Source organism: Nitrosomonas sp. (assembly GCF_024282095.1).
GTDB lineage: Bacteria > Pseudomonadota > Gammaproteobacteria > Burkholderiales > Nitrosomonadaceae > Nitrosomonas.
This window is the reverse complement of the sequence record NZ_JAMWZS010000019.1, coordinates 23,129-49,076: the sequence shown is the minus strand read 5'-3', so window position 1 is coordinate 49,076 and position 25,948 is coordinate 23,129. Positions and strand designations below refer to the sequence as shown.

The 25,948-nt window shown below is 47.2% G+C and carries 27 protein-coding genes and 1 pseudogene; 17 read left to right on the top strand and 11 right to left on the bottom strand.

The features are described from left to right. Window positions 1-109: 109 nt before the first annotated feature. Together Q0K92_RS07310 and Q0K92_RS07305 are read right to left on the bottom strand one after the other, a co-directional pair. The gene (locus Q0K92_RS07310; RefSeq protein ID WP_297325152.1) at window positions 110-961 is read right to left on the bottom strand and encodes a thermonuclease family protein; all 852 of its coding nucleotides are present in this window, start codon (window positions 959-961) and stop codon (window positions 110-112) included. A gap of 349 nt (window positions 962-1,310) precedes the next feature. Then, window positions 1,311-2,030 carry a PEP-CTERM sorting domain-containing protein gene (locus tag Q0K92_RS07305; protein WP_297325151.1) on the bottom strand — a complete coding sequence of 240 codons (720 nt, stop codon included), beginning with the start codon at window positions 2,028-2,030 and terminating at the stop codon, window positions 1,311-1,313. 398 nt (window positions 2,031-2,428) lie between these two features. Here Q0K92_RS07305 and Q0K92_RS07300 point away from each other — a divergent pair, with 398 nt between their 5' ends. The 14 genes and pseudogenes from Q0K92_RS07300 (at window position 2,429) to Q0K92_RS07235 (ending at window position 13,382) form a co-directional block, all read left to right on the top strand. Continuing rightward, complete coding sequence (locus Q0K92_RS07300) at window positions 2,429-3,241, top strand: ABC transporter ATP-binding protein (protein ID WP_297325150.1); 813 nt, start codon at window positions 2,429-2,431, stop codon at window positions 3,239-3,241. Then, on the top strand, window positions 3,234-4,031 hold the full coding sequence (gene mlaE, locus Q0K92_RS07295; RefSeq protein ID WP_297325149.1) for a lipid asymmetry maintenance ABC transporter permease subunit MlaE: 798 nt from the start codon (window positions 3,234-3,236) through the stop codon (window positions 4,029-4,031). The genes Q0K92_RS07300 and mlaE overlap by 8 nt, the downstream gene beginning before the upstream one ends. Beyond that, window positions 4,031-4,498, top strand: coding sequence for an outer membrane lipid asymmetry maintenance protein MlaD (gene mlaD / locus Q0K92_RS07290; protein WP_297325148.1), 468 nt, complete (start codon window positions 4,031-4,033; stop codon window positions 4,496-4,498). The genes mlaE and mlaD overlap by 1 nt, the downstream gene beginning before the upstream one ends. A 73-nt stretch (window positions 4,499-4,571) precedes the next feature. Further along, a complete protein-coding gene (locus tag Q0K92_RS07285; protein WP_297325147.1) occupies window positions 4,572-5,192 on the top strand; it encodes an ABC transporter substrate-binding protein in 621 nt (206 codons plus the stop codon). A gap of 35 nt (window positions 5,193-5,227) precedes the next feature. Continuing rightward, entirely contained in the window at window positions 5,228-5,539 is a 312-nt protein-coding gene (locus Q0K92_RS07280) for an STAS domain-containing protein (protein ID WP_297325146.1), read from the top strand. Window positions 5,540-5,598: 59 nt separating this feature from the next. Further along, window positions 5,599-6,516, top strand: coding sequence for an ABC transporter ATP-binding protein (locus tag Q0K92_RS07275; protein ID WP_297325145.1), 918 nt, complete (start codon window positions 5,599-5,601; stop codon window positions 6,514-6,516). Further along, on the top strand, window positions 6,513-7,268 hold the full coding sequence (locus Q0K92_RS07270) for an ABC transporter permease (protein ID WP_297325144.1): 756 nt from the start codon (window positions 6,513-6,515) through the stop codon (window positions 7,266-7,268). The genes Q0K92_RS07275 and Q0K92_RS07270 overlap by 4 nt, the downstream gene beginning before the upstream one ends. A 62-nt stretch (window positions 7,269-7,330) precedes the next feature. Next, window positions 7,331-7,573 carry a BolA/IbaG family iron-sulfur metabolism protein gene (locus tag Q0K92_RS07265; protein WP_297325143.1) on the top strand — a complete coding sequence of 81 codons (243 nt, stop codon included), beginning with the start codon at window positions 7,331-7,333 and terminating at the stop codon, window positions 7,571-7,573. A 220-nt stretch (window positions 7,574-7,793) separates the two neighbouring features. Then, entirely contained in the window at window positions 7,794-8,582 is a 789-nt protein-coding gene (gene djlA, locus Q0K92_RS07260) for a co-chaperone DjlA (protein ID WP_297325142.1), read from the top strand. A gap of 33 nt (window positions 8,583-8,615) precedes the next feature. Next, on the top strand, window positions 8,616-9,224 hold the full coding sequence (locus tag Q0K92_RS07255) for a glutathione S-transferase (protein WP_297325141.1): 609 nt from the start codon (window positions 8,616-8,618) through the stop codon (window positions 9,222-9,224). Between the two features lie 164 nt (window positions 9,225-9,388). Further along, window positions 9,389-10,534, top strand: coding sequence for an ATP-binding protein (locus Q0K92_RS07250; RefSeq protein WP_297325140.1), 1,146 nt, complete (start codon window positions 9,389-9,391; stop codon window positions 10,532-10,534). A gap of 374 nt (window positions 10,535-10,908) precedes the next feature. Beyond that, window positions 10,909-12,411, top strand: a pseudogene (locus tag Q0K92_RS07245) (sulfatase). 430 nt (window positions 12,412-12,841) lie between these two features. Continuing rightward, the gene (locus tag Q0K92_RS07240) at window positions 12,842-13,090 is read left to right on the top strand and encodes a type II toxin-antitoxin system Phd/YefM family antitoxin (protein WP_297325139.1); all 249 of its coding nucleotides are present in this window, start codon (window positions 12,842-12,844) and stop codon (window positions 13,088-13,090) included. Then, a complete protein-coding gene (locus Q0K92_RS07235) occupies window positions 13,080-13,382 on the top strand; it encodes a type II toxin-antitoxin system RelE/ParE family toxin (protein ID WP_297325138.1) in 303 nt (100 codons plus the stop codon). The genes Q0K92_RS07240 and Q0K92_RS07235 overlap by 11 nt, the downstream gene beginning before the upstream one ends. An 8-nt stretch (window positions 13,383-13,390) precedes the next feature. Here the strand turns inward: Q0K92_RS07235 and Q0K92_RS07230 are convergent, their stop codons facing one another. The 4 genes from Q0K92_RS07230 to Q0K92_RS07215 all read right to left on the bottom strand — a co-directional run bounded on the left by Q0K92_RS07230 (window position 13,391) and on the right by Q0K92_RS07215 (window position 15,349). Further along, complete coding sequence (locus Q0K92_RS07230) at window positions 13,391-13,906, bottom strand: hypothetical protein (protein WP_297325137.1); 516 nt, start codon at window positions 13,904-13,906, stop codon at window positions 13,391-13,393. Window positions 13,907-14,025: 119 nt separating this feature from the next. Then, window positions 14,026-14,553: a hypothetical protein gene (locus Q0K92_RS07225; RefSeq protein ID WP_297325136.1), complete on the bottom strand. Its 528-nt coding sequence runs from the start codon at window positions 14,551-14,553 to the stop codon at window positions 14,026-14,028. A 293-nt stretch (window positions 14,554-14,846) separates the two neighbouring features. After that, a complete protein-coding gene (locus tag Q0K92_RS07220; RefSeq protein ID WP_297325135.1) occupies window positions 14,847-15,143 on the bottom strand; it encodes a type II toxin-antitoxin system RelE/ParE family toxin in 297 nt (98 codons plus the stop codon). Next, entirely contained in the window at window positions 15,143-15,349 is a 207-nt protein-coding gene (locus Q0K92_RS07215) for an addiction module protein (protein WP_297325134.1), read from the bottom strand. Before Q0K92_RS07215 ends, Q0K92_RS07220 begins: the two co-directional genes overlap by 1 nt. Window positions 15,350-15,656: 307 nt before the next feature. Here Q0K92_RS07215 and hrpA point away from each other — a divergent pair, with 307 nt between their 5' ends. Beyond that, the gene (gene hrpA / locus Q0K92_RS07210; protein WP_297325133.1) at window positions 15,657-19,421 is read left to right on the top strand and encodes an ATP-dependent RNA helicase HrpA; all 3,765 of its coding nucleotides are present in this window, start codon (window positions 15,657-15,659) and stop codon (window positions 19,419-19,421) included. Between the two features lie 128 nt (window positions 19,422-19,549). On the opposite strand, the gene Q0K92_RS07205 is transcribed toward hrpA, so the two are convergent. Both Q0K92_RS07205 and Q0K92_RS07200 read right to left on the bottom strand, forming a co-directional pair. After that, window positions 19,550-20,254 (bottom strand): MIP/aquaporin family protein, encoded by a 705-nt coding sequence (locus Q0K92_RS07205; protein ID WP_297325132.1) that lies wholly within the window; start codon window positions 20,252-20,254, stop codon window positions 19,550-19,552. Window positions 20,255-20,453: 199 nt separating this feature from the next. Further along, on the bottom strand, window positions 20,454-21,317 hold the full coding sequence (locus Q0K92_RS07200; protein ID WP_297325131.1) for a DUF547 domain-containing protein: 864 nt from the start codon (window positions 21,315-21,317) through the stop codon (window positions 20,454-20,456). 83 nt (window positions 21,318-21,400) lie between these two features. Between Q0K92_RS07200 and Q0K92_RS07195 the strand changes: the two genes are divergently transcribed. Together Q0K92_RS07195 and Q0K92_RS07190 are read left to right on the top strand one after the other, a co-directional pair. Continuing rightward, a complete protein-coding gene (locus Q0K92_RS07195; RefSeq protein ID WP_297325130.1) occupies window positions 21,401-22,249 on the top strand; it encodes an endonuclease/exonuclease/phosphatase family protein in 849 nt (282 codons plus the stop codon). Window positions 22,250-22,395: 146 nt separating this feature from the next. Then, the gene (locus Q0K92_RS07190) at window positions 22,396-22,629 is read left to right on the top strand and encodes a hypothetical protein (protein WP_297325129.1); all 234 of its coding nucleotides are present in this window, start codon (window positions 22,396-22,398) and stop codon (window positions 22,627-22,629) included. A gap of 238 nt (window positions 22,630-22,867) precedes the next feature. Here Q0K92_RS07190 and Q0K92_RS07185 read toward each other — a convergent pair whose 3' ends face one another. From Q0K92_RS07185 to tpx, 3 genes are all read right to left on the bottom strand, one after another. Next, entirely contained in the window at window positions 22,868-23,803 is a 936-nt protein-coding gene (locus Q0K92_RS07185) for a carbohydrate kinase family protein (protein ID WP_297325128.1), read from the bottom strand. Between the two features lie 128 nt (window positions 23,804-23,931). Further along, window positions 23,932-25,383: an aminomethyl-transferring glycine dehydrogenase subunit GcvPB gene (gene gcvPB, locus Q0K92_RS07180; RefSeq protein WP_297325127.1), complete on the bottom strand. Its 1,452-nt coding sequence runs from the start codon at window positions 25,381-25,383 to the stop codon at window positions 23,932-23,934. 22 nt (window positions 25,384-25,405) lie between these two features. Next, window positions 25,406-25,900 carry a thiol peroxidase gene (gene tpx, locus Q0K92_RS07175; RefSeq protein WP_297325126.1) on the bottom strand — a complete coding sequence of 165 codons (495 nt, stop codon included), beginning with the start codon at window positions 25,898-25,900 and terminating at the stop codon, window positions 25,406-25,408. Window positions 25,901-25,948: the final 48 nt, after the last annotated feature.

Genomic DNA, 25,948 nt, shown 5'->3' with positions numbered 1-25,948 from the left:
GTTAATCGGGTGCGTTTATGTATGTTCATTTACAGTATTCTCCCAAATACTGTAAACAACGCTAGTGATTCTTACAATTTAGGTTATAAAATGTACGAGCCCAGATCAGCTACCGGCTTATCAATGCACTGGGATGTTGAATCAACATGGTGTAATAGTCGTTGTTGCGCGCCACCCAGCCGCGGATTTCCAGCGGTTTGCCAAGGTAAGTCGTCGGTGCAGGAAACAGCTTGAGATTGGTGTTGGCGATGCGTATATCAATCTTGTCACTAAAAATCAACCGCGTGTATTTGCGGCTTTTCTTGATGGCGACAGGAGTGCCGGTAAATCGTTGCCAGCCTTTGGTGTGATTGGCAATCTGTGCAATGGGCCGGGATTGATACTCGGGCATTGACCAGATGCCCAGTTTAAGTTTTTCGGCGTGCTGCTGCGCTTGGATCAGTTTATCGGTGTACAGTGAGTTGGGGGGAATGATGCTGACGATTGCCAAGCCATTTTCCAATAAAGCTAGGTTGAGGTGTTTGCCGTCCGGTAAAAATACATGTGCCAATAAACGTTTATATTTATCCCGTTTTTCCTGGTCAAATTCCAGATAAACCTTATTGTCCTGCAATTGAGCTTGCAGCCATTTTTTTGCGGCAACACCCCCTGGTTCTTCCTCGCGCTGCTGGCTTTCGATTTCTGGCGTGTTGATTCCCAATAAACGGACGTGCTTTTTATCGTCTAATATAATCGTGTCACCGTCATAAACCCTGGCGACTTGATGCAATTGGCGGCCCGGTTGACTGAGGATTTCGATTTGCCGGGCACCGGCAGAAGGCTTGTCGGAATAAGTGACGCGTCCTTGATGGTCAACGCTGCGGTAAATTTCGGCCGCAAATCCAGTGGATGTGACGAGACTGAGGATCAGATAGTGGATGAAATAATGCCGCTTGTTAAAAAACATAGCAGATTTTTTCAAAAAATGGATTCCGGGTAGCATATGGCACACATGATGCCATAATAGGTTAACCGTAGAATAGTGAAAACAGAACGGATTGACGTCTACGAACTGAGATGAATTGTACTTTCTCGCCTATTTTTACCTGGTATCGACTGCCTCGAAAACGTTTTTTAACGGTCTGCTCGAAGGCCTGTGAATAACTGTCATTTCGAGCGTAGAGAGAAATTTATCTGGTTGATTCAGAAAGATTCCTCACTATATTCGGAATGACAAAGATGAGTTATTCAGAAACTTCCTAGGCAATCCCCCACACAGTGATTGTGGGGGAGAAGCGCACAAAAATTCGCTAGATTAATGTGCCATGTGGCTAGTGGACGGGTGAATTGATATTTAGATTTTTTCTACGATACCCAAAAAAACCGAGCAGTCCTAATCCGGCTAACCACATGGCATAGGTTTCCGGTTCAGGAATCGGTGGTGGTGGCGGCGGCCCTTCAATACCACCAGTTACTGCACCACCGATACCAAATTCACCACCGATTGCGCTGTTTAAGGCCGAGATGCCATCAGTGTTCAACAGGATGGAACGAAATTCATTGCTATCGGATGGATTGTAAATAAACGATCCATAGGACGCGCCAGTCATCAAATCGTTATACACTGCCGCATTGGTTCCGGTCGCATGCACTTCGGACAATGGAGACGTGATATCGAATAATTGAAACTCTACCGAACTGCCTGCGACCGAGTAGGTGTATAAATTAAGTGAGGCTGAGGTGATCGTGCCGCTGATACCAGAGAGATCAAAAGTAAAATAATCATTGATATTGCCATTGCCATGATCACCGCAGTTAGAGCATGTACCAGCAAAGTAATTTTTGTTGAATTCATCATGAAAAAAATTGCCATCCCACCAACCGCTATCAGAGGTAGGTACAAAAAAATCTCCACTGCTGGTGGTAATATTCAAGCCATTAGAACTATTGAAGTCGCTAAAACCGTAGACATACAAATCTGCCATTGCAGATCCCGACAAAGAAATCCCGATAATAGACGCTGCATAACCCAGCCTGGTTTTTAGATTCATCACTTCTCCTCAGTTCGGTTGTTATTTGAATAATCAACAAGATATATAGCAAAGATGACTTATATCACAATTTTGTTCAGGCAGCATTCCAATTTCTAAGCGTGTCAGTTATCGATTTTTTCGTAAGCGAGAAAATTGCGATGAAAATCAACATAAGCCAAACTTCTGGAAGAAAGTAGATTAAAATTGACGCTTATCGGATTTTAGGAATGTTTATCAGTTCATCGCGACAAGTTTTATGGTTAAAATCAGATCGGTTCAACTGATTGATGATAATATCGACGCCAGTCAAGTCTGCCGCGGATATTTGTACATTGATCGGGAATATTTTAATTCGCTACAAAATCATGAGACTGTCGTTTGTTCGCTGTTTCTCCAAATAAATTTCACCATTTAGTATGCCACCTGAAGTTCTTATTGAGGTTAACGACCTGAGTTTTTCCTACGACACGCGTCCGATTCTGAAAGGTATCGATATGTCCATGCGGCGTGGTCAAGTGGTAGCCATTATGGGCGGTAGCGGGTCGGGTAAAACTACGTTGCTGAGACTGATCAGCGGCGCAATTCAGCCGACCTCCGGGCATGTGAAGTTTGCCGGAGAAGTGGTACATGAACTCAATCGTGATGCGCTATTCAGGCTGCGGCGCAAGATGGGTATGTTGTTTCAGTTTGGTGCATTGTTCACCGATTTGTCGGTGTTTGACAATGTCGCATTTCAAATGCGCGAACATACCAATTTGCCGGAATCAATGATTCGCGACCTGGTGCTGATGAAATTACACGCCGTGGGTTTGCGCGGTGCGCATCAACTCATGCCTAATGCACTATCTGGTGGCATGGCGCGGCGTGTGGCGTTGGCGCGCTCTATCGCGTTGGATCCGATGCTGATTATGTATGATGAGCCATTTACCGGATTGGATCCGATTTCACTGAGCGTGATCGGGAATCTGATTCGTCGCTTGACCGACGCGTTGGGTATGACATCGATCGTGGTGACGCATGACGTGCAAGAATCCCTGAAAATTGTGGATTATGTTTACTTCATTGCAGATGGCGTGATCGCTGCGCAGGGTACGCCGAAAGAAGTGCGCGAGTCGGTAGCGCCGTTTGTACATCAGTTTGTGCATGGTGAAGAAGATGGGCCGGTACCATTTCATTATCCGGCGCAAACTTACCAAGAGGATTTGAAGTTGGAGGATACTTTTGCCTAGACGTATCGTATCCGCTGTTCAGCATATCGGGCATCGCGTGATTGAAAGCATCTGGCGGTTGGGCTACGCCAGTCGTTTTTTTATTTTGGTGCTATTAAAATCCGGCACCAGTCTGCGCCGCTTTGGTCTGGTCATGCGTGAGCTGTATTTTACCGGTGTTTTGTCACTGATCATTATCGTGGTGTCCGGGCTTTTTGTCGGCATGGTGCTGGGTTTGCAAGGCTATGAAACGCTGCAAAAATATGGTTCGGAGTCCGCAGTCGGCACGCTGGTCGCCTTGTCGCTGGTGCGTGAACTGGGTCCTGTGGTGGCCGCCTTATTGTTTGCCAGTCGCGCGGGTTCGGCCATTACCGCAGAAATAGGCTTGATGAAAGCAACGGAACAACTGGCGGCGATGGGCATGATGGCGGTTGATCCGGTTGCCCGCGTAGTGGCGCCGCGTTTCTGGGCGGGCGTTATTTCCATGCCATTTCTGGCAGCAATATTTTCTGTCATGGGTGTTTTTGGCGGTTATCTGGTCACTGTGGTATTCATTGGCGTGGATGAAGGCTCCTTCTGGTCGCAAATGCAAAGCGCGGTTGATTTTAGATTTGATATATTGAACGGTTTTATCAAAAGTTGCTTTTTCGGCGTGGCTGTCACGGCTATCGCAGTGTTTGAAGGCTACGACGCGCCGCCCACGGCGGAAGGCGTTTCAGGCGCAACCACACGTACCGTGGTGACTTCGTCATTAGTGATTTTGGGGCTTGATTTTATTTTGACCGCTTTCATGTTTAGAGGAGTGAGTTGATGCAGCGGACAACAATGGATTTGTGGGTAGGGTTGTTTGTAATCACGGGAATTATCGCGCTCATGATATTGAGTCTTAAAGTCGGTAATCTGAATGTTTACAATCCGTCACAAAGCTATGTGATTACTGGAAATTTTGAGAATATCGGCGGCCTGAAAGTGCGCGCGCCGGTAAAAAGTGCCGGCGTTGTCGTGGGACGTGTCACGGATATTCAATTCAGTACACAAACTTACGATGCGGTGGTGACCATGAATATGGATAGTCGCTTTCCCTTTCCCAAAGATACCTTTGCCAGCATTTTGACGGCGGGTTTATTGGGCGAACAGTACATCGGATTGGCTGCAGGCGGGGATGAGGTGATGCTGAAAAATGGCGACAAAATCATGAAAACCAACTCCGCCATGGTACTTGAAGAATTAATTGGCCGTTTTTTATTTAATAAAGCTGCTGAAGATGATTCTTTCTGATTAAGTGGAATTTGTTAATTTGATGTTGATTGGTTTAGTATTGCGTAATACTTAAAATTTTGGTGAGGAAACGATGAAAAGATTTTTTGGGATAATTTTATTAATATTTTCTAACTTGCTGGTATTCCCCGCATGGTCAGCGGATTTGGCGCCTGATAGGCTGGTCGATGAGACAGTCAAGGAAGTGATCGAGATTATTCAAAAAGATGAACAATTGAAAAATGGTAACAAGGAAAAAATGCTCGACTTGATCGAGACTAAAATTTTACCGCACTTCAATTTTATACGTATGACCCAACTGGCGATGGGCCAGCATTGGTCAACAGCAGTGCCGGACCAGCAAAAAAAATTGGTGGATGAGTTTCGCACGTTGCTGGTGCGCACCTATTCCAATGCATTGACCAGCTATAACCACGAAACGATTAAAGTGAACCCGTTAAAGCACCTGGATAATAATGTGGAAACCACGGTTCGGACGGTAGTCATTCAAGGCAACGGAAAAGAACCGGTGCCGATTGATTACAGCATGGAGAAAAAACCGGATGGTTGGAAGGTTTATGATGTCACGGTTGCCGGCGTGAGTCTGGTTACCAATTATCGCGGATCCTTTAACAGTCAGGTTCGCAAGGGTGGCGTAGAAGGACTGATTAAAACGTTATCTGACAAAAATAAATCATTGGAAGGTAAAAAATAATCCAGTCGAATCAATAATTCGAGTCCCTTAACCTGATGATACTTCGTGAAGATCATAAAATTATCGTGCAAGGCGCGGTCACCATCGAAAATGTGGTGACCATGACGCAACGCGGGGTGGCGTTATTCGACAAACAGCCTGTCGTGATTGATCTGGGCAAAGTAACCCAGGTGGACTCGACCATTATCAGTATGCTGCTGGAATGGTTGCGTGTGGCCCGCAAGAAAGGCTGTCAATTACAGTTCATTCATTTACCCGCTAACCTTGAAAGCTTAATTCAATTGTATGGTATTGCCGAGTTGATTCCGGTGATACCGGGTCATGATACTCAGCAGCGCAGTGCCTGATTCAATTCATATCCGCTGTTGTTGAAATCCCAGAATAACCCTTCCGATTAATGCATCCGATGTTGCCTGCCATTGAAGTCAAGCAAGTGAGTAAGTGCTATGGCAGCTTGTGTGCGCTGACTGATATTGATCTCGACATTCACGCCGGTGAGTTTTTTGCGCTATTGGGACCCAATGGTGCCGGTAAAACAACACTGATCAGTATTATTGCCGGCCTGTCGCATGCCAACAGCGGCTCGGTGCGTGTGATGGGGCACGATGTCACCACGCAGTATCAACAGGCGCGGCGAAATCTGGGCGTGGTGCCGCAAGAGCTGGTTTTTGATCCTTTTTTTACAGTGCGTGAGACCTTATTCATACAATCGGGTTATTACGGCATCAAGGGGAATGCCGATTGGATCGATGAAATCATTGAACGCTTGGATTTGGCGGATAAGGCGAATGTGAACATGCGTGCGTTGTCGGGTGGCATGAAGCGCCGTGTTCTGGTTGCGCAAGCACTCGTGCACAAGCCGCCTGTGATTATTTTGGATGAGCCGACAGCCGGCGTGGATGTTGAATTACGCCAGACACTGTGGAATTTCATTCAGCAACTGAATCAGGATGGGCATACCATCGTGCTGACTACGCATTATCTGGAAGAGGCCGAAACACTTTGTCATCGTGTTGCGATGCTGAAGGCAGGAAAAATTATCGCGTTGGATAGTACGCAGAATCTGATTGGAAAAATGACTTCGGGAAATTCGTTGAAACTTCGATTGCTGCCGGATACCTTGCCGCCGGTGTTACAAGCGTTACAAATTAGCCATCACAATGGAATGTACGAGCTCAAAATCGAGAACTATGCACACGTTGAATTTATTTTAGCGTCATTGCGGTCTGAAAATAACCAGATACTGGAAATGCATTTGCAGCAACCCGATCTCGAGGATGTGTTTGTCAATCTGATGAGGAATCACAGGAAACCAGCAAAATGACCGGATTCTTGACATTGCTGTATAAGGAATTGCTGCGTTTCTGGAAAGTGGGTTTTCAAACCATCATCGCACCGATGGTGTCAACGCTACTGTATTTGCTGATTTTCTTTCATGTGTTGGAGGTGCATACGCAAGTTTATCCGGGGGTCGCATATACTACTTTTCTGATCCCGGGGCTGGTCATGATGGCGGTCATTCAGAATGCATTTGCCAACTCATCCTCCAGCATGATTCAATCAAAAATCAGCGGTAATATCGTATTTGTCTTGTTATCGCCATTATCCTATCGTGCCATTTTCTTTGCGTATATTCTGGCATCGATTGTGCGCGGACTATTGGTCGGCCTGGGTGTTTATCTGGTTACACTGATATTCTTTGATATTCCGCTGCTATTACCTTTATGGGCGTTACTGTTTGTGGTTCTGGGCAGTGCGATATTGGGCGCATTGGGATTGATCGCAGGGATCTGGGCTGATAAGTTTGATCAATTGGCGGCGTTCCAGAATTTTATCATTCTGCCCTTCACATTTTTATCGGGTGTGTTTTATACCATACACTCGCTACCTATCGGCTGGCAGTACTTGTCGCATCTCAATCCATTCTTTTATATGATCGACGGGTTCCGGTATGGCTTCTTTGGGGTATCCGATATTTCGCCTTATATTAGCCTCATGATTGTGGCAATATGCTTAATGGTAATTTCCCTATTGGCCATTCGAATGCTTAAGATCGGCTATAAATTGCGCTACTGAATTCATGATACAAATACTAACTGATTAATTTTGCATACATAAAATGTATGATGGAGACTAAAATGATTACAGCAGAAAATATAAAAACGACGATTGAATCATCACTGCCGTGTGAGCACGTGCAGGTCGAGGGTGATGACGGGCGCCACTTCAATGCACTGATTGTCAGTGCTGAATTTAACGGAAAGAATACAGTTCAGCAGCATCAATTGGTGTATAAATCGCTGGGCGATAAGATGAAGCAGGAGGTTCATGCGCTATCCATGAGAACACTGACGCCGGAACAGTGGGCGCAAGAATCCTAAGAGAGTCTCTGAATAACGCATCGTTGTCATTCCGAATGTGGTGAGGAATCTTTCTGAATCAACAGGATAGACTTCTCTCCAGACGCGAAATGGCGGTTATTCAGAGGTTTCCTAGGAGCTTTGATACATCTCTCCTAGGTGATTAAGCAAGTCTCAAAACAGTTTTGCCGATTGACAATTCGTTATAATTACCGCTTTTATCACTCAATCTGGAATTCCATTGTTTAGAATACTTGGCGCCTTAGTCGGCTTCTTCATGCTTGGTTTTTTGGGCATTTTCCTGGGGTATTTCGTCGGCAGCTTCATTGATCGATTCAAAGCGCTGGGGCCGAGCGGAATGAATCCGTTTAATACGACGCGCCGTCAGTCGGTTTTTCTCGAAACTGCTTTTGTTTTAATGGGTAAATTGGCTAAGGCGGATGGCCGCGTTTCAGAAACGGAAGTGTCGCATGTAGAGCAATTCATGCAAAAACTGGGTATGACGCCCGAGCATCGGCTCAGGGCAATCGCGTTGTTCAAGCAAGGCGCTGCGGCGGATTACGACATTCATCCCAAGATGAATGAATTCCTTGCGATATGCGGTCATTCCAATAACCTGAAGCAGATGCTGTTGGTTTATCTGATTATCATGGGATTATCCGATGGGCATTTGAATTCCGCCGAAGAAGAGTTACTGCACGTGGTCGCCGGTCGCCTGGGCTATAGCCATGCCGCATTCAATCAATTGCTCGACATGGTGCTGAATCAAATGCATTTTGCCGGGGGGCAGAGCACATCGGCCAGTGCGCTGGATGATGCGTATAAAGCATTGGGTGTCAGTAAAGACAGTACCGACCAGGAAATCAAGCGTGCTTACCGCAAGTTGATGAGTCAATATCATCCGGATAAATTGATGGGGCAGGGCGTGCCGGAGGAAATGATCGCAGTGGCAACCGAACAAGCCAAAGAAGTGCAGACCGCCTACGATTTGATCAAAAAAAATCGGGACCAGAATCATGCCGCCGCTTAGCTGTTTTATATCTTGATTTAATTGATTCTCAAAATGAAACCGTTGCTCTACAGCTTTCGCCGTTGCCCTTTTGCAATCCGCGCCAGGCTGGCGATCAAAGTCAGTGGCGTGGAAGTGGACACACAGGAAGTCAGTTTGCGCGCCAAGCCGAAGGAAATGCTGGCATGTTCGCCCAAAGGCACGGTGCCGGTGTTAAGGCTTGCCGATGGCCGCGTGCTCGAACAAAGTCTGGATATCATGCACTGGGCGTTGGCGCAGAATGATCCTGAACGCTGGCTGGATGACGATCCGGCGGTAACCGCTGAAATGATGTCATTGATCCAACACAATGATGAATCGTTTAAGCCGAAACTGGATCTGTATAAATATGCCGTGCGCTATCCGCAGCACCCTGAATCCTACCACCTTGAGCAAGCCGAACCCTTTCTGGTTGAATTGGAGTCACGCTTGAGTAACGATGGCTATCTGCTGGCTGGCCGCTACACGCTGGCGGACATGGCGATTTTTCCATTCATCCGGCAATTTTCCAATGTCAATCCGGATTGGTTTTATGCCTCTCACTATCATCATCTGATTGCATGGTTGGATCGGTTGATCAGTTCAGAATTGTTTCAAGACATAATGCAGAAAGAAGCTGATTAACAAGTTGTTGAGAAGCGTACTCGATGCTGGCGATGCATCGCCGGAACGCCCATAAAATACTATTATCATTTACAGATTCAAAAAATAACTATGCATTTATAACATGCAATGTTATAAATGCATGGATGATAAAACGACACCTTAAAGATAAAATTCGTTCTGCCTTGGCAACTAATTCATCTGTGGCGCTGATGGGGCCACGCCAGGTAGGCAAAACAACGCTTGCTCTTGATATTGCAGATACTATTCCAGCGGTTTATCTTGATCTGGAAAACCGGCTCGATCTGCAGAAAGCTCAACACATTGAAGCTTTCCACAAAGCAAACAGCGATAAGCTGATTATTCTGGACGAAGTACAACGATTGCCGGATATTTTTGCGCCGATCCGTGGACTCATTGATCAACAACGCAGAAAAGGTAACAGGGTAGGGCAATTTTTGTTTTTAGGCTCAGCCTCCATTGATCTGCTTCAACAATCCAGTGAAACTTTGGCCGGACGTATTGCTTATATCGAAATGTTCCCGGTGAATGTCCTGGAATATGCAGAAAGTGCTCAATATGACGAAGCCGTCAATGATCTCTGGCTGAAGGGCGGTTTTCCAGACAGCCTGTTGACAGGTAATGATGAAACCAGCTTGAACTGGCGCTATGATTTCATCAGAACTTACCTTGAACGGGATATTCCGCAATTAGGGCCAAGAGTTCCTGCGGAAACGTTAGGAAGATTCTGGACCATGCTCGCGCATAGCCAGGGAACCAATATTAATGCCGCGAAGCTCGCAGCCAATATCGAAGTTTCAAGTGTCACCGTAGCGCGTTATATTGATCTTCTGGTTGATTTACTGCTAATCCGTAAAATACAACCCTATACGGCCAATATTAAAAAGCGCCTGGTCAAATCGCCCAGGATTTATGTACGTGATAGTGGTATCACGCATGCACTGCTGAATATCAGTTCTTATAATGATCTACTGGGACATCCGGTCGTCGGCAAAAGCTGGGAAGGGCTTGTCATAGAAAATATCGTTTCTGTGTTACCGCCACGCGTAAGGTCCTATTACTATCGAACGGCAGGTGGGGCTGAGATTGATCTTGTGTTGGAATTCGGTGTGAATGAGCGATGGGCAATAGAAATTAAAAAAGGGACATCGTTTAGCTTGGGGCGTGGATTTCATGAAGCGTGCGAAGATATCAAACCGCAAAAAAAGTTTGTCATTTATGCCGGGAAGGACAGATTTCCGCTACCGCATGAGATTACGGCCATCGCCCTAACTGATTTCATGGAAATTCTGAAAGAAAAAGGGGAATAATGGAATTTGGCGGGTGTTTACCTGCTGTACCAAGTGCACCTTGTTTATCAACATAAACCCGATTCTTTAGGGAAACTCTGAATAACTGTCATTTCGAACAGAGTGAGAAATCTATGGTATTGATTGCCAAAGATTCCTCACTCTGTTCGGAATGACAAAGGCAAGTTATTGTGAGTTTTTTGGGTAACTACAACTAGGATCAGGTGCCGAATCACCAAACCGAAACAGGTGATCGTGTACGCACATTTTTTTATTCGCGACCTGACCCCTTATGTGCTATGTTCCAATATTAGCTACTTTGCCGATAGCTTTGTCATCAAAACTGAAATAAATGACTTAATCAGAGTTTTCTTAATGATTCTCAATAAGTTATCATGCATCCACAGACACTATCGATCTATTTTAGGAGTATAAGATTGGAAATTTCTTCACGAATACTAAGCTTAGTAATCTATTTGCTAATTACGTGGATACCTTTTGCCGCAATGGCACAACCAAATTTTATATTTGTACTCGCTGATGACATGACATACGATGAATTTCGTTTTATGCCAAGAACACAGGAGTATTTTGCAATTAACGGGGTACGATTCACCAATGCATTTGTAACGCATGCAATATGTTGCCCATCACGCTCATCTATTATGACAGGGCGATATTCCAAAAATACCGGAGTTAGAACTAATAATAAACCAGATGGTGGTTTCGAAGGCTTCTTTCGGCGTGGACTGGAAACACAGGCTATGGCTGTTAAGCTAAAATCTGCAGGTTATACTACTGCACACTTTGGCAAGTACCTTAATGGATAAGGGTTTAGCACCTTAGTGCCATTCAATTATATTCCGCCGGGCTGGGATCATTGGCATACACTTTTGGGAAATATTCGATATTATGATTATCAGCTTAATGAAAACGGAGCGGTTGTGAGTTATGGCAATACTCCGGCGGACTATGTAACGGATGTTATGGCGGGTCAAGTTGTTAGTCACCTTAACATGGTGCTTCAAGGTAATTCTCCTTTTTATATGATGATTTCTCCAGTTGCCCCACATGCATCAGTAGGAACAAAAGACCCAATACCAGCGCCACGACACGACAATCTATTTGGAGGTTTAAAAGCACCCAGGTCTGCATCATTTAATCAGGAAGACGTTTCCAAGAAGGCATGGGCTGTCCGACAAAGCCCTCAATTACTACCAGCCGATATCGAATGGATTGATAGCAATTTTCGCCTGCGCATTCAGTCCTTACAATCATTAGATGAAATGATAGGTAAGTTGATTGATCAATTACAACAACATCCGAGAGGAAAGGAAACCTATATTATTTTCACATCAGATAATGGTTTCTATTTTGGTGATCATCGCATATTCTCGGGAAAGGGAGCATTGTATGATCAAGCGCATCATGTCCCATTTGCGATTAGCGGGCCCAATGTTGGGCATGGCTTTGTGCGTGATGATCTTGTAACCAATCTTGATTTTTTTCCAACAATTCTGGGGCTAGCTAAAGTTTCAGTGCCAGCGAATAGTTACGATGGTCGATCGCTGCAACCATTGATAGAATCACCAGAAAGGAAGGCTAGTTTTTTTAGAAAATCTTTTCTACTTGAATCCGAGATCAATGAGCGCAGTGGAATAAGATTAAAAAGCTACACTTATCTTGAATATCCTGGGTCTACAGGACTACCTTTTCGGGAGCTTTTCGATACCCAACTTGACCCTGGTCTCCGTTTTAATATTGTAGATCGTTTAACAAGCGCTTCCTCCGCTTTACTTGCAGATGCGCTTGAGCAACTACAAAATTGTAGTGGTGATTCATGTAGGCAACTTGAGAATCAAATTACTGATGCACTTGTAGAATTTGTCGTTCAGTAGGAAGAAACTGATAGGTGCTGGCAAAAATGGAATCAATCGGTTTAAGCAGCGAGTAGATTTGCATAGTATTGCTGCATAAATTGTATTGGTGACAAATAGCCCAGTTTTTTCTGTTTTTTCCATAGCCAAGATCAGGTGCCGGAGCAGGTGATGCGCACATCACAAGATCGCTAAAAAAAATTATACCTAATTCATCGGCTATATTCTCAATTCGTGACCTGTCCCCTTGTTGTGTGGTCCAGAAATTGGATGCTTTCGGTTTGTAAGCTCATCCATGATAGTGTTGAAGGAATCTGGCATATGACTGCTAACGCTCGAGTTAAGCGGGCCGCGTCAGCGGTTCCGCTTGAATGACTTGTTGTGGCCTTTACGAGACCATTTAAAGAACCTATAATTAGGTCTTGTTGATTAATTTCTGAGTCACAAAACCATGACACATCAAATACTCACAGAAATTGCTGCTAGTATCTCTGAACTCAAGACCAACCCCATGAAAGTTGTCGCCAGTGGCAACGGCATGCCCATTGCCGTGTTGAACCGCAATGAACCCGCCTTTTACTGTGTGCCAGCCGCCGCCTATGAAGCAATGATGGAGTTGCTTGACGATATAGAATTGCTGAAACTGGTAAAAGAGCGCATAGACGAACCGGCTGTCAGGGTTTCGCTGGATGACCTATAAGCTGGAATTCAAAAAATCTGCGCTCAAAGAATGGGAAAAACTAGGTCACACCGTTAAAGACCAATTTAAAAAGAAACTAAAAGAACGATTAGACAATCCTCATGTTCTGTCCGCCGCATTATCCGGTGCCAAAAACATTTACAAGATAAAACTGCGACAACTTGGCTATCGTCTCGTTTATTCGATTGAAGACAAAACCATAACAATAACCGTGATTGTAGCTGGCAAGCGTGACCGAAATGAAATCTATGATATAGCCCTTTCACGATTGCACGATAAGTCTGAGCCATAACGCTGGAGCTAATCGGCGCACAGCGGCCAGGGTGCCTTGCCGCTACGAGTCCGGTTGAACGACCAGTTAGGCAGCGACCGGTTTTTGTGGCAACCACAGTGCTCGTGCTTTCTCAATTGAGTAATTAGGTAGAGCGCGGGCAGGCCGAATGCCACGCCGAGCGAAATGAGGCAAGCTGACACCGTTGTAAATCGCAGCCGACACAACCAGAACAGTGCGAGTGCGCCAGCAGTGAACTGAAGCATCGCCATCGCGGCGGCGGACGGGACACTCACGAAAATTACGGAAGACGAGAACTTCGCAGGGGCATGAAAGAAGCCTCCGAGCAGAACGATGATCCATCCACCCACAAGTGATAACATGCCAAAAGCGAAGACCGAGATCTTTGCGGCAATGGAGGGCGGCGCAGAGTTCATGCTGAAGCCCAATGTTGGAGGTAACCGGTGCTGGTGCTCCGTCGGTTTTTCGGCGGAGCGCCCGTGTTGACCGCAGGGTTTAGGGCTCTTCGCCAACTCGATATCCATACTCGCCGTCTTTGAAGCTAGGCTCCGCAAGTGTTTCCCTAATTCGCGTGAGAAATAGTTGGAATGATTGGGAGGTCTTCTGGAAAAATTGTGTAGAGGTCTTGGGGAGGCCGGGTTCGTCAGGCATTTCCTCGTCCATCCAACCGCCATTTGGAGTAAATGTTCGATAAGTCCACCACGGGCCCAATGTCTTCAGTTGGACCAGCTACAAAGGCGGTGACGCAATAGGAGCGGTTCTTAGTAGCCAAAATCTGATTAACCCCCCAGACAATTGACCTACCCTTAACTGAAATTTCAGATAAGGAGTTAGCTTTCAACATCTTCCCGTCAATAGTCAGGAGACAGATGCGATAGCCCCGAATGCAACTTGAAACCGCCGCATTCAAGCGGGCTTGCTCGCCTTCTGCACCCTTCAATCCGACTTCATTGTCATACCCCGGTAAACTGATGAGAATGGTTTCTTCGATGTCGCCAGCCAAGCAAGGAAGCTGACCCGCAACAGCGCACTGTATGTTGATTACCAATACGACAAAGAGAAGAACTTGGCGCATATAAGCCCTAACGTTTAGCTTGAGGGGCGAGGAAACAGGCGAGGCGGCAAAGCCGACTGTTGTAGCATCCTTCTCGAGCCGCCCATTAGCGGTCATAACGCTGCTTTTCCTCGCGCTGTATTTTCTTAATTGCCTCTTCATGAAGCTTGCGTTCTTGGTCTAGTTGCTTCTTATCCATTTCTTTGTATGGGCCTTCTTGCCTTTGATATCCATCTGTATCGCACAGTCAGGGTCAGGTATCGAATCACGAATCCGAAGCAGGTGGTGCGTACATCACAAAACCGCTAAAAAAATGATACCTAATTTATCGACTATATTCTCAATTCGTGACTTGCTCCCTTGTTGCTTCATCAACCGCGCCGTTTTCTGGCGTCGATTGTATGGGCTTGCTATGTTTCATGTTTATCAAGCCAGTAGTCTGGTTTCCGATGTTGGTGCGCCACCGCGATGATAAGAATATGGTTCTCGTCTACAGCGTAGAGCAGCTTGTATGGAAACTTATGTAGCAGGCATTTTCTTACATCACCACGTACTATGGACCAGCCTTCCGGGTACGCGGCAATTCGGAGCACGGCCTTTCTTACTTCTTCCTTGAACTTGCGCCCAAGCTCTGAATATTCGAGTTCGTAGAACCGGACAGCGTCCTCCAATTCTTGCTTCGCGAGCCTGGTGAAAATGACGCGCATCATTCTTCCTTAAATATTTCCTCCATCGGGATTCCTTCCAGTTTCCCCTCCCGATAAGCTTTCAGCCGTCTCTCTGATTCCTCTGTCCAGATTTCATCCAGCCTCTTGTCTGGCTCGTCTAGACTTTGGATCAGCCCTTCCACTAGGCTGAGCCGTTCCTCGGGTTTGAGTTTCATCGCCGCATCCAATAGCGCTTTGGTACTCATTGTGTTGCACCTCTCAGTTTGATGAAACATAACGTAAAGCTAACGGTAGGCACAATAACACCCGTCCCCTTCGAGCACAATATAACCTTAGCATACCTTGTATGCTTTGGGCAGAACAAAGAAAGAGCCAAGGTTTTGCTTCAAATTTTGCTCGCTCCCAATTTGTTGTGAGTTATCATTATGTATTTTAATGGAAATTAAGAAACGAGCAAGACAAATGATGTCAACAAATGCGACAATACCGCCCGCTAAAAAACTGCTTGATCGTCAGACCGTTAATTGATACCGGCATGCAATCGATATTCCTATGAAAAAATTTTCTCCCGATGTGATTACAAGGCGGCTTGCCCATCTTCCCTGCCCAACGTATACGGAAGACTTGCCCGTGCATGCCCGGCGGGATGAAATCAAGCGTGCGATAGAGAATCATCAGGTGGTGATCATCTGTGGCGAGACGGGATCCGGCAAAACCACGCAAATCCCTAAAATCTGCCTGGAACTCAAGCGCGGTGTCACCGGCATGATCGGGCACACGCAACCACGGCGTATCGCGGCCCGCACGGTTGCTGCGCGCATTGCGGATGAGCTGAAAAGTCCGCTGGGGCAGGCAGTTGGCTACAAAATCCGCTTTTCCGACAAAATCAGTTCTGACAGCTATATCAAACTGATGACCGATGGCATTTTGCTGGCGGAAACACAGGGTGATCCGCTGTTGCAGGCTTATGACACACTGATTATCGATGAAGCGCACGAACGCAATCTGAATATCGATTTTCTGCTTGGTTACATCAGCCAGTTATTGCCGAAACGGCCTGACCTCAAGCTCATTGTCACTTCCGCCACTATCGATGCGCAGCGTTTTTCCCGGCATTTTAATGATGCGCCGGTGATTGAAGTGACCGGGAGATTGTATCCGGTAGAAATCTCTTACCGTCCGTTGGTTGTCGATGACGAAGAAGATGGCGATATGCAGCAGGCTATTGTCAACGCGGTCGATGAGCTGATTGCATGCGGTCCGGGAGATATTCTGATTTTTTTACCCGGCGAGCGCGAAATTCGGGAAACTGCCGAAACCTTGCGCAAGCACCATTTCGACCGCTTGCGTCCGGGATTGTCCGGGGTGGAGATATTGCCGCTCTTTGCACGCTTATCGTTTACCGAGCAGGAACGCATATTCCAACCCGGCAGTACGCGTCGCATCGTATTGTCCACCAATGTTGCTGAAACGTCACTGACTGTTCCGGGTATTCACTACGTCATTGATACCGGCTGGGCGCGCATCAATCGCTACAGTTATCGCAACAAGGTTGAACAATTGCTGGTGGAGAAGATTTCCCGTGCGTCGGCCAATCAACGGGCAGGACGCTGTGGTCGCATTGCCAATGGCGTTTGTATTTGTTTATATGCAGAACAGGATTATCAGGGGCGGCCCGAATTTACCGATCCGGAAATCCTGAGATCTTCATTGGCGGCGGTGATTTTACGCATGAAATCGCTGAAGATCGGTGATGTGGAAAGTTTTCCGTTTCTGGAACCGCCGTCGCCACGAATGATTGCCGACGGCTATCAATTGCTGGCGGAACTCGGGGCGGTCGATGACAATCGTCAATTGACCGCGATTGGCTGGCGCTTGGCGAAATTTCCAATCGATCCCAAAATTTCCCGCATGATTCTGGCGGCAAAACATGAAAACTGCCTGCATGAAATACTGATTATTGCGGCCGCACTGAGTTTGCAAGACCCGCGTGACCGGCCGTTTGAACATCAGGCCGCGGCTGATCGCGCACACCTTCGTTTTATCGATGAGCGCTCGGATTTTCTGTCTTATCTGAAATTATGGGATTTTTTTGATGAATTGCTCAAGCATAAAAAGTCCACCCGCAAACTGATCGCGCATTGCCGTGAGCACTTCCTGTCGTACCGGCGATTGCGCGAATGGCGTGAAATTCATGGCCAACTGCACGTGCTGATGAGTGAATTGGGGCTCAAACCCAATGAAATTCCGGCGGGTTATGATGAGATTCATCGTGCATTGCTGGCAGGATTGCTCGGCAACATCGGGTTTAAAACCGAGAAGGAGGGGGAATATCTGGGCGCCCGCGGTATCAAGTTCGCCATTTTTCCCGGCTCAACCCTGAGAAAGGCTAAAACCAAATGGGTGGTTGCGGCGGAATTGGTTGAAACCAGCAAATTGTATGCGCGTTGCGTGGCCCGGATCGATCCGGTGTGGTTGGAGAGAATTGCCGGGAATTTGTGCAAGAAGCATCACTTTGATCCGCATTGGGAAAAGAAACAGGCGCAAGTGATGGTTTTTGAGCGCGTCACATTGTATGGCTTGATCATCGTTCCCAAGCGCACGGTTCATTACGGCACCATCAATCCCGAAGAATCACGCGAGATTTTCATTCGCTCGGCGCTGATTGCCGGCGAGTATGTGACGGATGCGCCGTTCTTTGTGCACAATCAGGCATTGATTCATGACATCGAGGAACTGGAACATAAAGCGCGGCGCCAGGATGTGCTGGTCGATGAGCAGGAAATTTTTGCTTTCTATGATGCCATTATTCCGCAAAAAATCATCAACGGTGCGGGGTTTGAGAAGTGGCGCAAACAAGCCGAACAGCAGAATCCGCATGTGCTTTATCTGCAGCGCGAGTTGCTGATGCGCCATGCGGCCGGCCATATTACCGAGGTGCAGTTTCCGGAAATCATGACATTGCCGGACGGCAGCGTACTGCCGTTGACTTACCGTTTTGATCCCGGTCACGCGCTGGATGGTGTGACCGTGTGCGTGCCACTGCCGTTGCTCAATCGATTGGATACCCGGCAATTGGATTATCTGGTGCCCGGCCTGATTCGCGACAAAGTCACCTGGTATTTTAAGGCGCTTCCCAAGCAGATCCGCCGCATGCTGGTGCCATTGCCGGAATCGGTCACAGCGTTTCTGGAACGGCAAACGAACGCTCTGCAGCCGGTGTCATTACAAGATGCTTTGGCGCAATTCATTTTACGCAAAACCACGCTATCGGTTGCGCCGGAAACTTGGAACATCCAAGACATGCCGGTTCATCTGCGCATGAACATCCAAGTCGTCGATGATGCCGGGCAGGAACTGGCGATGAGCCGTGACCTGACCGAACTGCAACTGCAATTGGGCAAAGCCGCGCAAATGACCTTTGTCAAACGAGGCGCGGAGAGCGACAAAATCAGCATCGAGCGCGATCACATCACGCAATGGGATTTTGGCGACTTACCCGTAACCGTGACATTCCAGCGCAATAATCAACAATTGACGGGTTATCCCGCATTGGTCGACCAGACCGACAGCGTCGTTATTCGCTTATTTGATACATCCGCAGCGGCGGATAGCGCAATGCGCGCGGGCGTTAGGCGATTGCTGTGTCTGGCGCTGAAAGACCAGCTCAAGCAACTGGAAAAGAATCTGCCGGGACTCAAACAGGCCGCAATGCAACTGACCACGCGAATGAATCCGGGGGATTTGAAACAGGATATGTTGAATGCCATCGTCGATTGCGCTTTGCTCAGCGATGATGCGCTGCCGCGTAACGAATCCGAATTTGCTGCGCACTGCCAAAGGGCCAAGAGCCGCCTGCCGGAAGTGTCCGCAGCGCTTGCTCGTTTGCTGCAGCAGATTGGCAATGACTATCAAATCCTGATGGAACGACTGGCAACGACCCGCATTCATCGCGTCAGGAATGAGCTGAATGACCAGCTTGAGAACTTGATTTACCCCGGGTTTCTTAGCCAGACATCCTGGCAAAGATTGCAACAGTTTCCACGCTATGTGAAAGGCATGTCGCTGCGCTTGGAGAAATTCTCCAACAATCCTGAACGCGATGCGCAAAACAGCCTGGAAATCGCCGCGCTCTGGCAGCAATATTTGCAACGTTTGGAAAAACACCGGAAGATCGGATTGATGGATGAGAATCTGGATGAATTTCGTTGGCAGATCGAGGAATTGCGTGTTTCACTGTTCGCACAGGAATTAAAAACCCCGCAGCCGGTTTCGCTCAAACGATTACAGAAACTGTGGGAGAGTGTGCGGGCTTGATTTGACAGGTCGTTGAGAAACGATCTGCGGTGTTAAAAAACAAGTTCAAAATGCGACCGTGTTTCTTATCTGCTAAAGAAACAGGAACCAAAGTTCCTGTTTCGCATTCAATGTAAATCAGAAAAATTCTACAGTGCCGAATAAACCACCGCGGCAATCAATCCGCCGATAATACCACCCACTACCGGTACCATTGCATAGCCCCAATCGCTGTCGCGCTTGTTGGTCATCGGGAGAATCGCATGCATGATGCGTGGCCCCAGATCACGGGCAGGGTTGACGGCAAAGCCGGTGGGCCCGCCTAATGACAGGCCGATACCAAACAGCAGCAAAGCAGCCGGTAACGCATCCAATGAGCCCAGGCTCGCCTGTGGTGAGGTCATCATCATCACACCGAACACCAGCATGAATGTGCCGACTGCTTCGGTAATCATATTATTGAATGGGCTGCGGATGGCTGGTGCCGAACAAAATGCAGCTAACTGCATATTGGGATCAGTCGTTGCATCAAAATGCTGACGATAGGTAATCCACACCATCAATGCACCCAGCATAGCGCCCAGCATTTGCCCGAGCGCATAAATCGGTACATCGTTCCACGCAAACTTGCCTGCAGCAGCGAGACCGATGCTTACCGCAGGGTTTAAATGCGCACCGCTGGAAGCGGCCACGGCATAAACCGCCACGAAAAGCGCAACGCCCCAACCGGCTGCAATCGTTAACCATCCGGCATTATTGCCTTTGGATTTATTCAGCACCACGTTGGCAACGACACCGTTACCCAATAAAACTAAAATAAAAGTACCTATCAATTCACCAAGAAAAGGACTCATAGTTATCACCTTACAGTTAAGTTGAACTTCGAAAAATCTACTTCAAGATCAGCAGGAAAAATTAATATATTGATTATGTTATTGAAATTTTTCCAGTCATTCCAGAAAGCAAAATGATTATTACATAAAATATGTATGAGATATATTTGAATATTATGATCACTGGAAATGATCGCTGCGCTTGTGGCAACTGTTTGAATCATTGTTTTTCGTTAAGCATCCAGTTAAATTCCAGAAATTTAATGTCTAAATTTTCGGTGGTGAGTAATTCTTTTGCGCGCGGGGTATCGGCAAGGCTATCGCGATAGTGTGCAAAGAATTGCGCCAGGCTGGACCAGCCTCGCCAGCCACGTTCAAAATCCTCGGCATACCAATTAAAAATTTCCGAGACTTCGAGTTTCTCGGCTTCTTCGTTATAGCGGTTGCGTGATCGATCCGCCAGAAAAGCGCGTGTCGCCGCTTCCAATTGTTCTTCTAATTCTATACCGGTGTATGCGCGATTGCGTAGTGCCGGGCAGTCGATAGACGCACGATTGAGCGCAAAATGAATACGCGGTTCGTCATAATTCCCCGGCCTGCGGATGATGTCTTCCTCAAGATGATCTAATGAAAGGAATTCTCCGAACAGGGAGATAAAATTCAGTTTCCGCTGGTTCTTCAGCATGGAAATTAAACGATATTTCCATGAAAACGTAACCGGCGCATAGGCTCTCAAGGTAGCGATCGAAGCATAACTGCGTAGAATCATTTCTACAGTAGCTGCGTTGTAGGCGTTGATTAAAAAAGCCAGTTGTTCGGATTTATCCCAATCTGAGAAATCACTTTTCCTGACTTTTGAGAGTTGGTCTAAATACTTTCTCAACTGACCATGATACAACGCAAATCCGGCGTAATGGACACGGCTGGCTTGTCCTTGATTCATCATATGAACATGCTCCCGCAGCAATTCATCCCATATCGTGTGGTCGAATCGGGTTGCCGAAGCGGTATGCGGAGTGACGCATAATAGTAATATCAGCAATAATCGCTTAAGTGTCATCAACGCGTGCAACGCTTTAATCATTTGCAGATGAATTTATTTCGCCTTCCAATTATAGTAACGATGGCTGTTCATCGTATCAGGATGGCATTGAAAAAGGAAAAACTATGAAATTGTTAAGCTGGAATATTCAATGGGGAAGGGGCATGGATGGGCGAGTCGATCTTTCGCGTATTCTGCAGACTATCCATCAATTGGGTGATTTCGATGTTATTTGCCTGCAGGAAGTCGCGGTTAATTTTCCCGGTTTGCCGGGCGGCAAAGGCGAAGATCAGATGGCTGAATTATCGGCTGGATTACCTGGCTACACGCCGATTTATGGTGTAGCTACGGATGTGCCGGCAAGGGGTGGCGGTCGAAGCCTGTTTGGCAATGCTATTTTTACCCGCTGCCCGGTCGGTCAGGTGTGGCGGCATTTGCTGCCCTGGCAAGCGGAATTAGCGCTACCCAGCATGCAGCGGATGCTGGTGGAGGCTGTCATAACGACCGATATCGGTGCGTTGCGCGTGATGACCACGCATCTTGAGTATTACTCGCAGCGTCAGCGTGAAATTCAGATTGATGCGATTCGTCGCCTGCATCGTGAAGCCTGGGCCATGTCGCAGCGTAAATTTCTGCCAGAAGAACAAGGGGGAACCTTTGAAGTTTTTTCCAGACCGGCGGAAGCGTTATTGTGCGGTGACTTGAATTTCCCAGCGACAGCGCCTGAGCGCGCGCAAATTCTCGCGCCTTTCGGCGACGGCACGCCGAGTTTTCATGATGCTTGGTCGCTAGCGCATCCCGCTACACCGCATACGCCAACTGTGGGCATTCACCCGGTGAATTTTGTTGATCGGCCTGAGTGCTTCGATTTTATTTTTATCACTGATGGATTGGTGGATCATCTCAAAGTGTACGGCATTGATGTTGCGACGGAAGCTTCCGATCACCAACCGGTATGGATTGAGCTTGGGTGAATGATGTCGGGTAGCGGTTAAAAAACCGTTTTTAATGCCATCTAAGAGAATTGATTGTTCTGCGGATATTCAATTGATGCATTTTCATAATCATAATTGATATACTGTGCGCTTCAACCACTAGAACTCAAGGGAGCGAGAGTCACATGAAATTACATTATTTTATGATGGGTGCATTACTATTGGCGATATTGACTGCCTGCGAACAAAAACCAACCACTGCCTCTGAGAAAGTGGTGGATAAAGTCAATGACGCACTGGATCGTCGTCCGAACGAGAAAGTTCGCGATGCGGCTGAAGATGTGAGTGATGCTGTCAAAGACGCCTCCAAGGAAATTCAGAAAGGCGTGGAAGCAGTCGCTGAGGAAATAAAAAAATAGGATTTGACTGGTGTTAGCAGGTTGTTGAAAAACGTATTTGAAGCACAGTTGCTGCAAGGCAGAAACGGGTAAAAAAAGCGCATTCATGTTCGATCGATGGGTATTTTGGCCTGTTTTTAGTACCACGGCGGCAACGCGGAGAGAGTTTTTCAACGGTCTGTCAGTGAGCGATTGGTTCAACATTTAAGCAACAGTCTTTCGGTATGAGAAATTGTCCTTTTGTAGGCGCAGCATTCCTCTAAAAAATACGAGCACCAAAATTCTCAAAATAGTATTGATCAATTTCATCACGAGTAAATTGATGATTCTGTCCGCCGCGTTGGGCGATTTTCAGGGCGCCCATCAGCGCGCCGAGTTGTCCTGTCGTTTGCCAATCCAAGTTATTGACGATACCGTACAATAAGCCGGCGCGATAAGCATCGCCGCAGCCGGTAGGATCGATGATTTCGCGGGGTTTGACGCAGGGGATGTCGAATTGTTTGCCATTGGCGTAGATGATGGAACCTTGCGCGCCTAATGTGATGATCAGCGCTTTGGCTTTATTTGCCAGAGATTCAAGATTGCGTCCTGTGCGGTCTTGCAGCATCTGACCTTCATAGTCGTTGACAGCGATGTAATCCGCTTTATCGATGAAATCCAATAGCTCTTCACCGTTATACATCGGCAAACCCTGGCCCGGATCAAAAACAAACGGAATACCGGCTGCGTGAAATTCGCGGGCGTGCTGCATCATGCCGTCACGTCCGTCCGGCGCGATAATACCTAGCCGAATATCACCGGCATCCGGCACGGAATTCAGGTGCGAAAAATTCATCGCGCCGGGATGAAAAGCGGTGATCTGGTTGTCATCCAAATCGGTAGTGATGAATGCTTGCGCAGTGAATGTATCAGGAACATGCCGCACATGACTTTGGGTCAAGTGTAATTGTTCAAACCGCGCGGCGTAGGGTGCATAGTCGTCACCGACAGTAGCCATCATCACAGGTTCACCACCGAGCATCTTCAAATTGTAGGCGATATTACCCGCGCATCCACCGAATTCGCGGCGCATTTCAGGAACCAGGAACGCGACATTCAGTACGTGAATTTTATCCGGTAGGATGTGATTCTTAAAATAATCCGGGAAGACCATAATATTATCGTAAGCGATCGAACCACAAATCAGTGTGCGCATAGTTTTTGATAGATAGTGATGATTAGAGGGGATGAACAGTCACGGCAGACTGCACAGAAATGCTAATGATTCGGTAAATCTGTGTTTTCCTGCCGTGATACTGAGAATGAAATGCGCTGATTCTACCTTTAGGCGCTGGGTTTCCAGGCCAAATCCAGCTCGCGTGCTGCTTTAACATCATCCAGTTTGCGTACCGGCATGGTGTGCGGTGCGCCTTTTACCATATCCGGTTGCAGCTCGATTTCCTGCAGAATTTCTTTCATCGATTTGACAAACGCATCCAGCGTTTCCTTGGATTCCGTTTCAGCCGGTTCGATCAATAAGCATTCAGGCACCAGCATCGGGAAGTACGTGGTAGGTGCGTGATAGCCTTTATCCAGCAGCCGTTTGGCCAGATTCATCGCAGTGACACCGGTTTTATCCTTGATATCTTTCATGGTGACAATAAATTCATGACTGGCGCGGCGTGTCGGGTAGGCGATTTCAAAACCTGCTTTACTGAGTTCGGCCATCAGATAATTGGCATTCAGTGTGGCAAATTCGGAAATGCGGTGCATGCCGTGCATGCCTAGCAAGCGAATATAGATATACGCACGCAACAAAACACCGGCATTACCCATATGAGCGGATAACCGACCAATCGACTGGGGTTTTTCTTTCTCAGTGACCCAACGATAGGTATCGCCTTCCTTCGCGACAATCGGAACGGGCATAAACGGTAACAAACGCTCGGCTACGCCTACGGGTGCAGAACCTGGTCCACCGCCGCCATGCGGCGTGGAAAAGGTTTTATGCAGATTGATGTGAATTACGTCAAATCCCATATCACCCGGTTTCACTTTACCCAGTACGGCGTTCAGATTAGCACCATCGTAATACAGCAATCCGCCGACTTGATGCACGACACGACTCATTTCAGCGACATTCTTCTCAAATACGCCCAATGTGGAAGGATTGGTCAGCATCAATCCGGCTGTTTGCGGTCCAACCGCAGCTTTCAGCGCGTCCAGATCCACATTGCCTTCTTTGTCGGTAGCGATTTCCACCACTTTGAAACCGCACATCACAGCAGTAGCCGGGTTAGTGCCATGCGCCGCATCCGGCACAATGATTTCGGTGCGGGCAAAATCGCCGCGCGATTCGTGATACGCGCGAATCATCATGACACCGATCAATTCACCTTGCGCGCCGGCCATTGGCGTCAAGCTGACGCCGGCCATACCGGTGACAGCTTTTAACGTTTCCTGTAATTCATACATGCAGGCCAGGAAACCTTGTCCCGTGTCTTCCGGTGCGAGGGGATGTCGGGACAAATATTGTGGCAGCATGGCCAATGAATTACACGCGCGGGGATTGTATTTCATCGTGCACGAACCCAGTGGATAGAATTCGGTGTCAATGGAGAAGTTCTTTTGTGATAAACGGGTGTAATGACGCACCGTATCCATCTCAGAGACTTCCGGCAGCAGTACTGGCGATTTGCGCAGCAAGTTTTGTGGAATCTTGGACTTACCTGCCGGTGTTGCCGGTGACTGAGAGTAATTGCGGCGCCCTGGGCGTGAGTGTTCAAATATCAGCATGATGTATGGGTAAAGCGTTAATTTATTTTAAGGCAGCTAAGGCTGCTTCATAATTTGGTTCATCGGCGATTTCCGGAACCAGTTCGGCATGAATAATAGTATCGGATTCATCCAGAACAATCACTGCACGCGCCGTGATACCGGCAAATGGGCTGTCTGCGATCAACACCCCGTAATCTTTCATGAAATTAGCACCACGCATGGTCGACAGCGTAATCACCTTATCCAGACTTTCGGCATCGCAGAAGCGACTCATGGCAAAAGGCAAATCCGCTGCAATGATCAGCACGACGGTATTATTCATATTGCTCGCCTGCTGGTTGAATTTGCGCGTCGAAATCGCGCATACCGGCGTATCCAGGCTCGGAACGATATTGAGTACTTTCTTTTTGCCGGCATAATTAGCCAGCGTGACATCTTGCAGATCTCTATTCACAAGAGAGAAGGGAGGCGCTTTTTGTCCGACTTTGGGAAAAGTACCTTCAATTTTGATGGGGTTTCCTTTAAGAGTAACCATAATTTTTTCCTTAACGACAAATATTAGAATTGAAAAATAATACGTTCC

Bases quoted from the DNA above. Each gene is read 5' to 3' on its own strand.
- Q0K92_RS07305 (WP_297325151.1), bottom strand. From the start codon at position 2,030: ATGAATCTAAAAACCAGGCTGGGTTATGCAGCGTCTATTATCGGGATT.
- Q0K92_RS07300 (WP_297325150.1), top strand. From the start codon at position 2,429: ATGCCACCTGAAGTTCTTATTGAGGTTAACGACCTGAGTTTTTCCTAC.
- mlaD (WP_297325148.1), top strand. From the start codon at position 4,031: ATGCAGCGGACAACAATGGATTTGTGGGTAGGGTTGTTTGTAATCACG.
- Q0K92_RS07285 (WP_297325147.1), top strand. From the start codon at position 4,572: ATGAAAAGATTTTTTGGGATAATTTTATTAATATTTTCTAACTTGCTG.
- Q0K92_RS07280 (WP_297325146.1), top strand. From the start codon at position 5,228: ATGATACTTCGTGAAGATCATAAAATTATCGTGCAAGGCGCGGTCACC.
- Q0K92_RS07275 (WP_297325145.1), top strand. From the start codon at position 5,599: ATGTTGCCTGCCATTGAAGTCAAGCAAGTGAGTAAGTGCTATGGCAGC.
- Q0K92_RS07270 (WP_297325144.1), top strand. From the start codon at position 6,513: ATGACCGGATTCTTGACATTGCTGTATAAGGAATTGCTGCGTTTCTGG.
- Q0K92_RS07265 (WP_297325143.1), top strand. From the start codon at position 7,331: ATGATTACAGCAGAAAATATAAAAACGACGATTGAATCATCACTGCCG.
- Q0K92_RS07255 (WP_297325141.1), top strand. From the start codon at position 8,616: ATGAAACCGTTGCTCTACAGCTTTCGCCGTTGCCCTTTTGCAATCCGC.
- Q0K92_RS07240 (WP_297325139.1), top strand. From the start codon at position 12,842: ATGACACATCAAATACTCACAGAAATTGCTGCTAGTATCTCTGAACTC.
- Q0K92_RS07235 (WP_297325138.1), top strand. From the start codon at position 13,080: ATGACCTATAAGCTGGAATTCAAAAAATCTGCGCTCAAAGAATGGGAA.
- Q0K92_RS07230 (WP_297325137.1), bottom strand. From the start codon at position 13,906: ATGGATATCGAGTTGGCGAAGAGCCCTAAACCCTGCGGTCAACACGGG.
- Q0K92_RS07225 (WP_297325136.1), bottom strand. From the start codon at position 14,553: ATGACCGCTAATGGGCGGCTCGAGAAGGATGCTACAACAGTCGGCTTT.
- Q0K92_RS07220 (WP_297325135.1), bottom strand. From the start codon at position 15,143: ATGCGCGTCATTTTCACCAGGCTCGCGAAGCAAGAATTGGAGGACGCT.
- Q0K92_RS07215 (WP_297325134.1), bottom strand. From the start codon at position 15,349: ATGAGTACCAAAGCGCTATTGGATGCGGCGATGAAACTCAAACCCGAG.
- hrpA (WP_297325133.1), top strand. From the start codon at position 15,657: ATGAAAAAATTTTCTCCCGATGTGATTACAAGGCGGCTTGCCCATCTT.
- Q0K92_RS07205 (WP_297325132.1), bottom strand. From the start codon at position 20,254: ATGAGTCCTTTTCTTGGTGAATTGATAGGTACTTTTATTTTAGTTTTA.
- Q0K92_RS07200 (WP_297325131.1), bottom strand. From the start codon at position 21,317: ATGATTAAAGCGTTGCACGCGTTGATGACACTTAAGCGATTATTGCTG.
- Q0K92_RS07195 (WP_297325130.1), top strand. From the start codon at position 21,401: ATGAAATTGTTAAGCTGGAATATTCAATGGGGAAGGGGCATGGATGGG.
- Q0K92_RS07190 (WP_297325129.1), top strand. From the start codon at position 22,396: ATGAAATTACATTATTTTATGATGGGTGCATTACTATTGGCGATATTG.
- Q0K92_RS07185 (WP_297325128.1), bottom strand. From the start codon at position 23,803: ATGCGCACACTGATTTGTGGTTCGATCGCTTACGATAATATTATGGTC.
- gcvPB (WP_297325127.1), bottom strand. From the start codon at position 25,383: ATGCTGATATTTGAACACTCACGCCCAGGGCGCCGCAATTACTCTCAG.
- tpx (WP_297325126.1), bottom strand. From the start codon at position 25,900: ATGGTTACTCTTAAAGGAAACCCCATCAAAATTGAAGGTACTTTTCCC.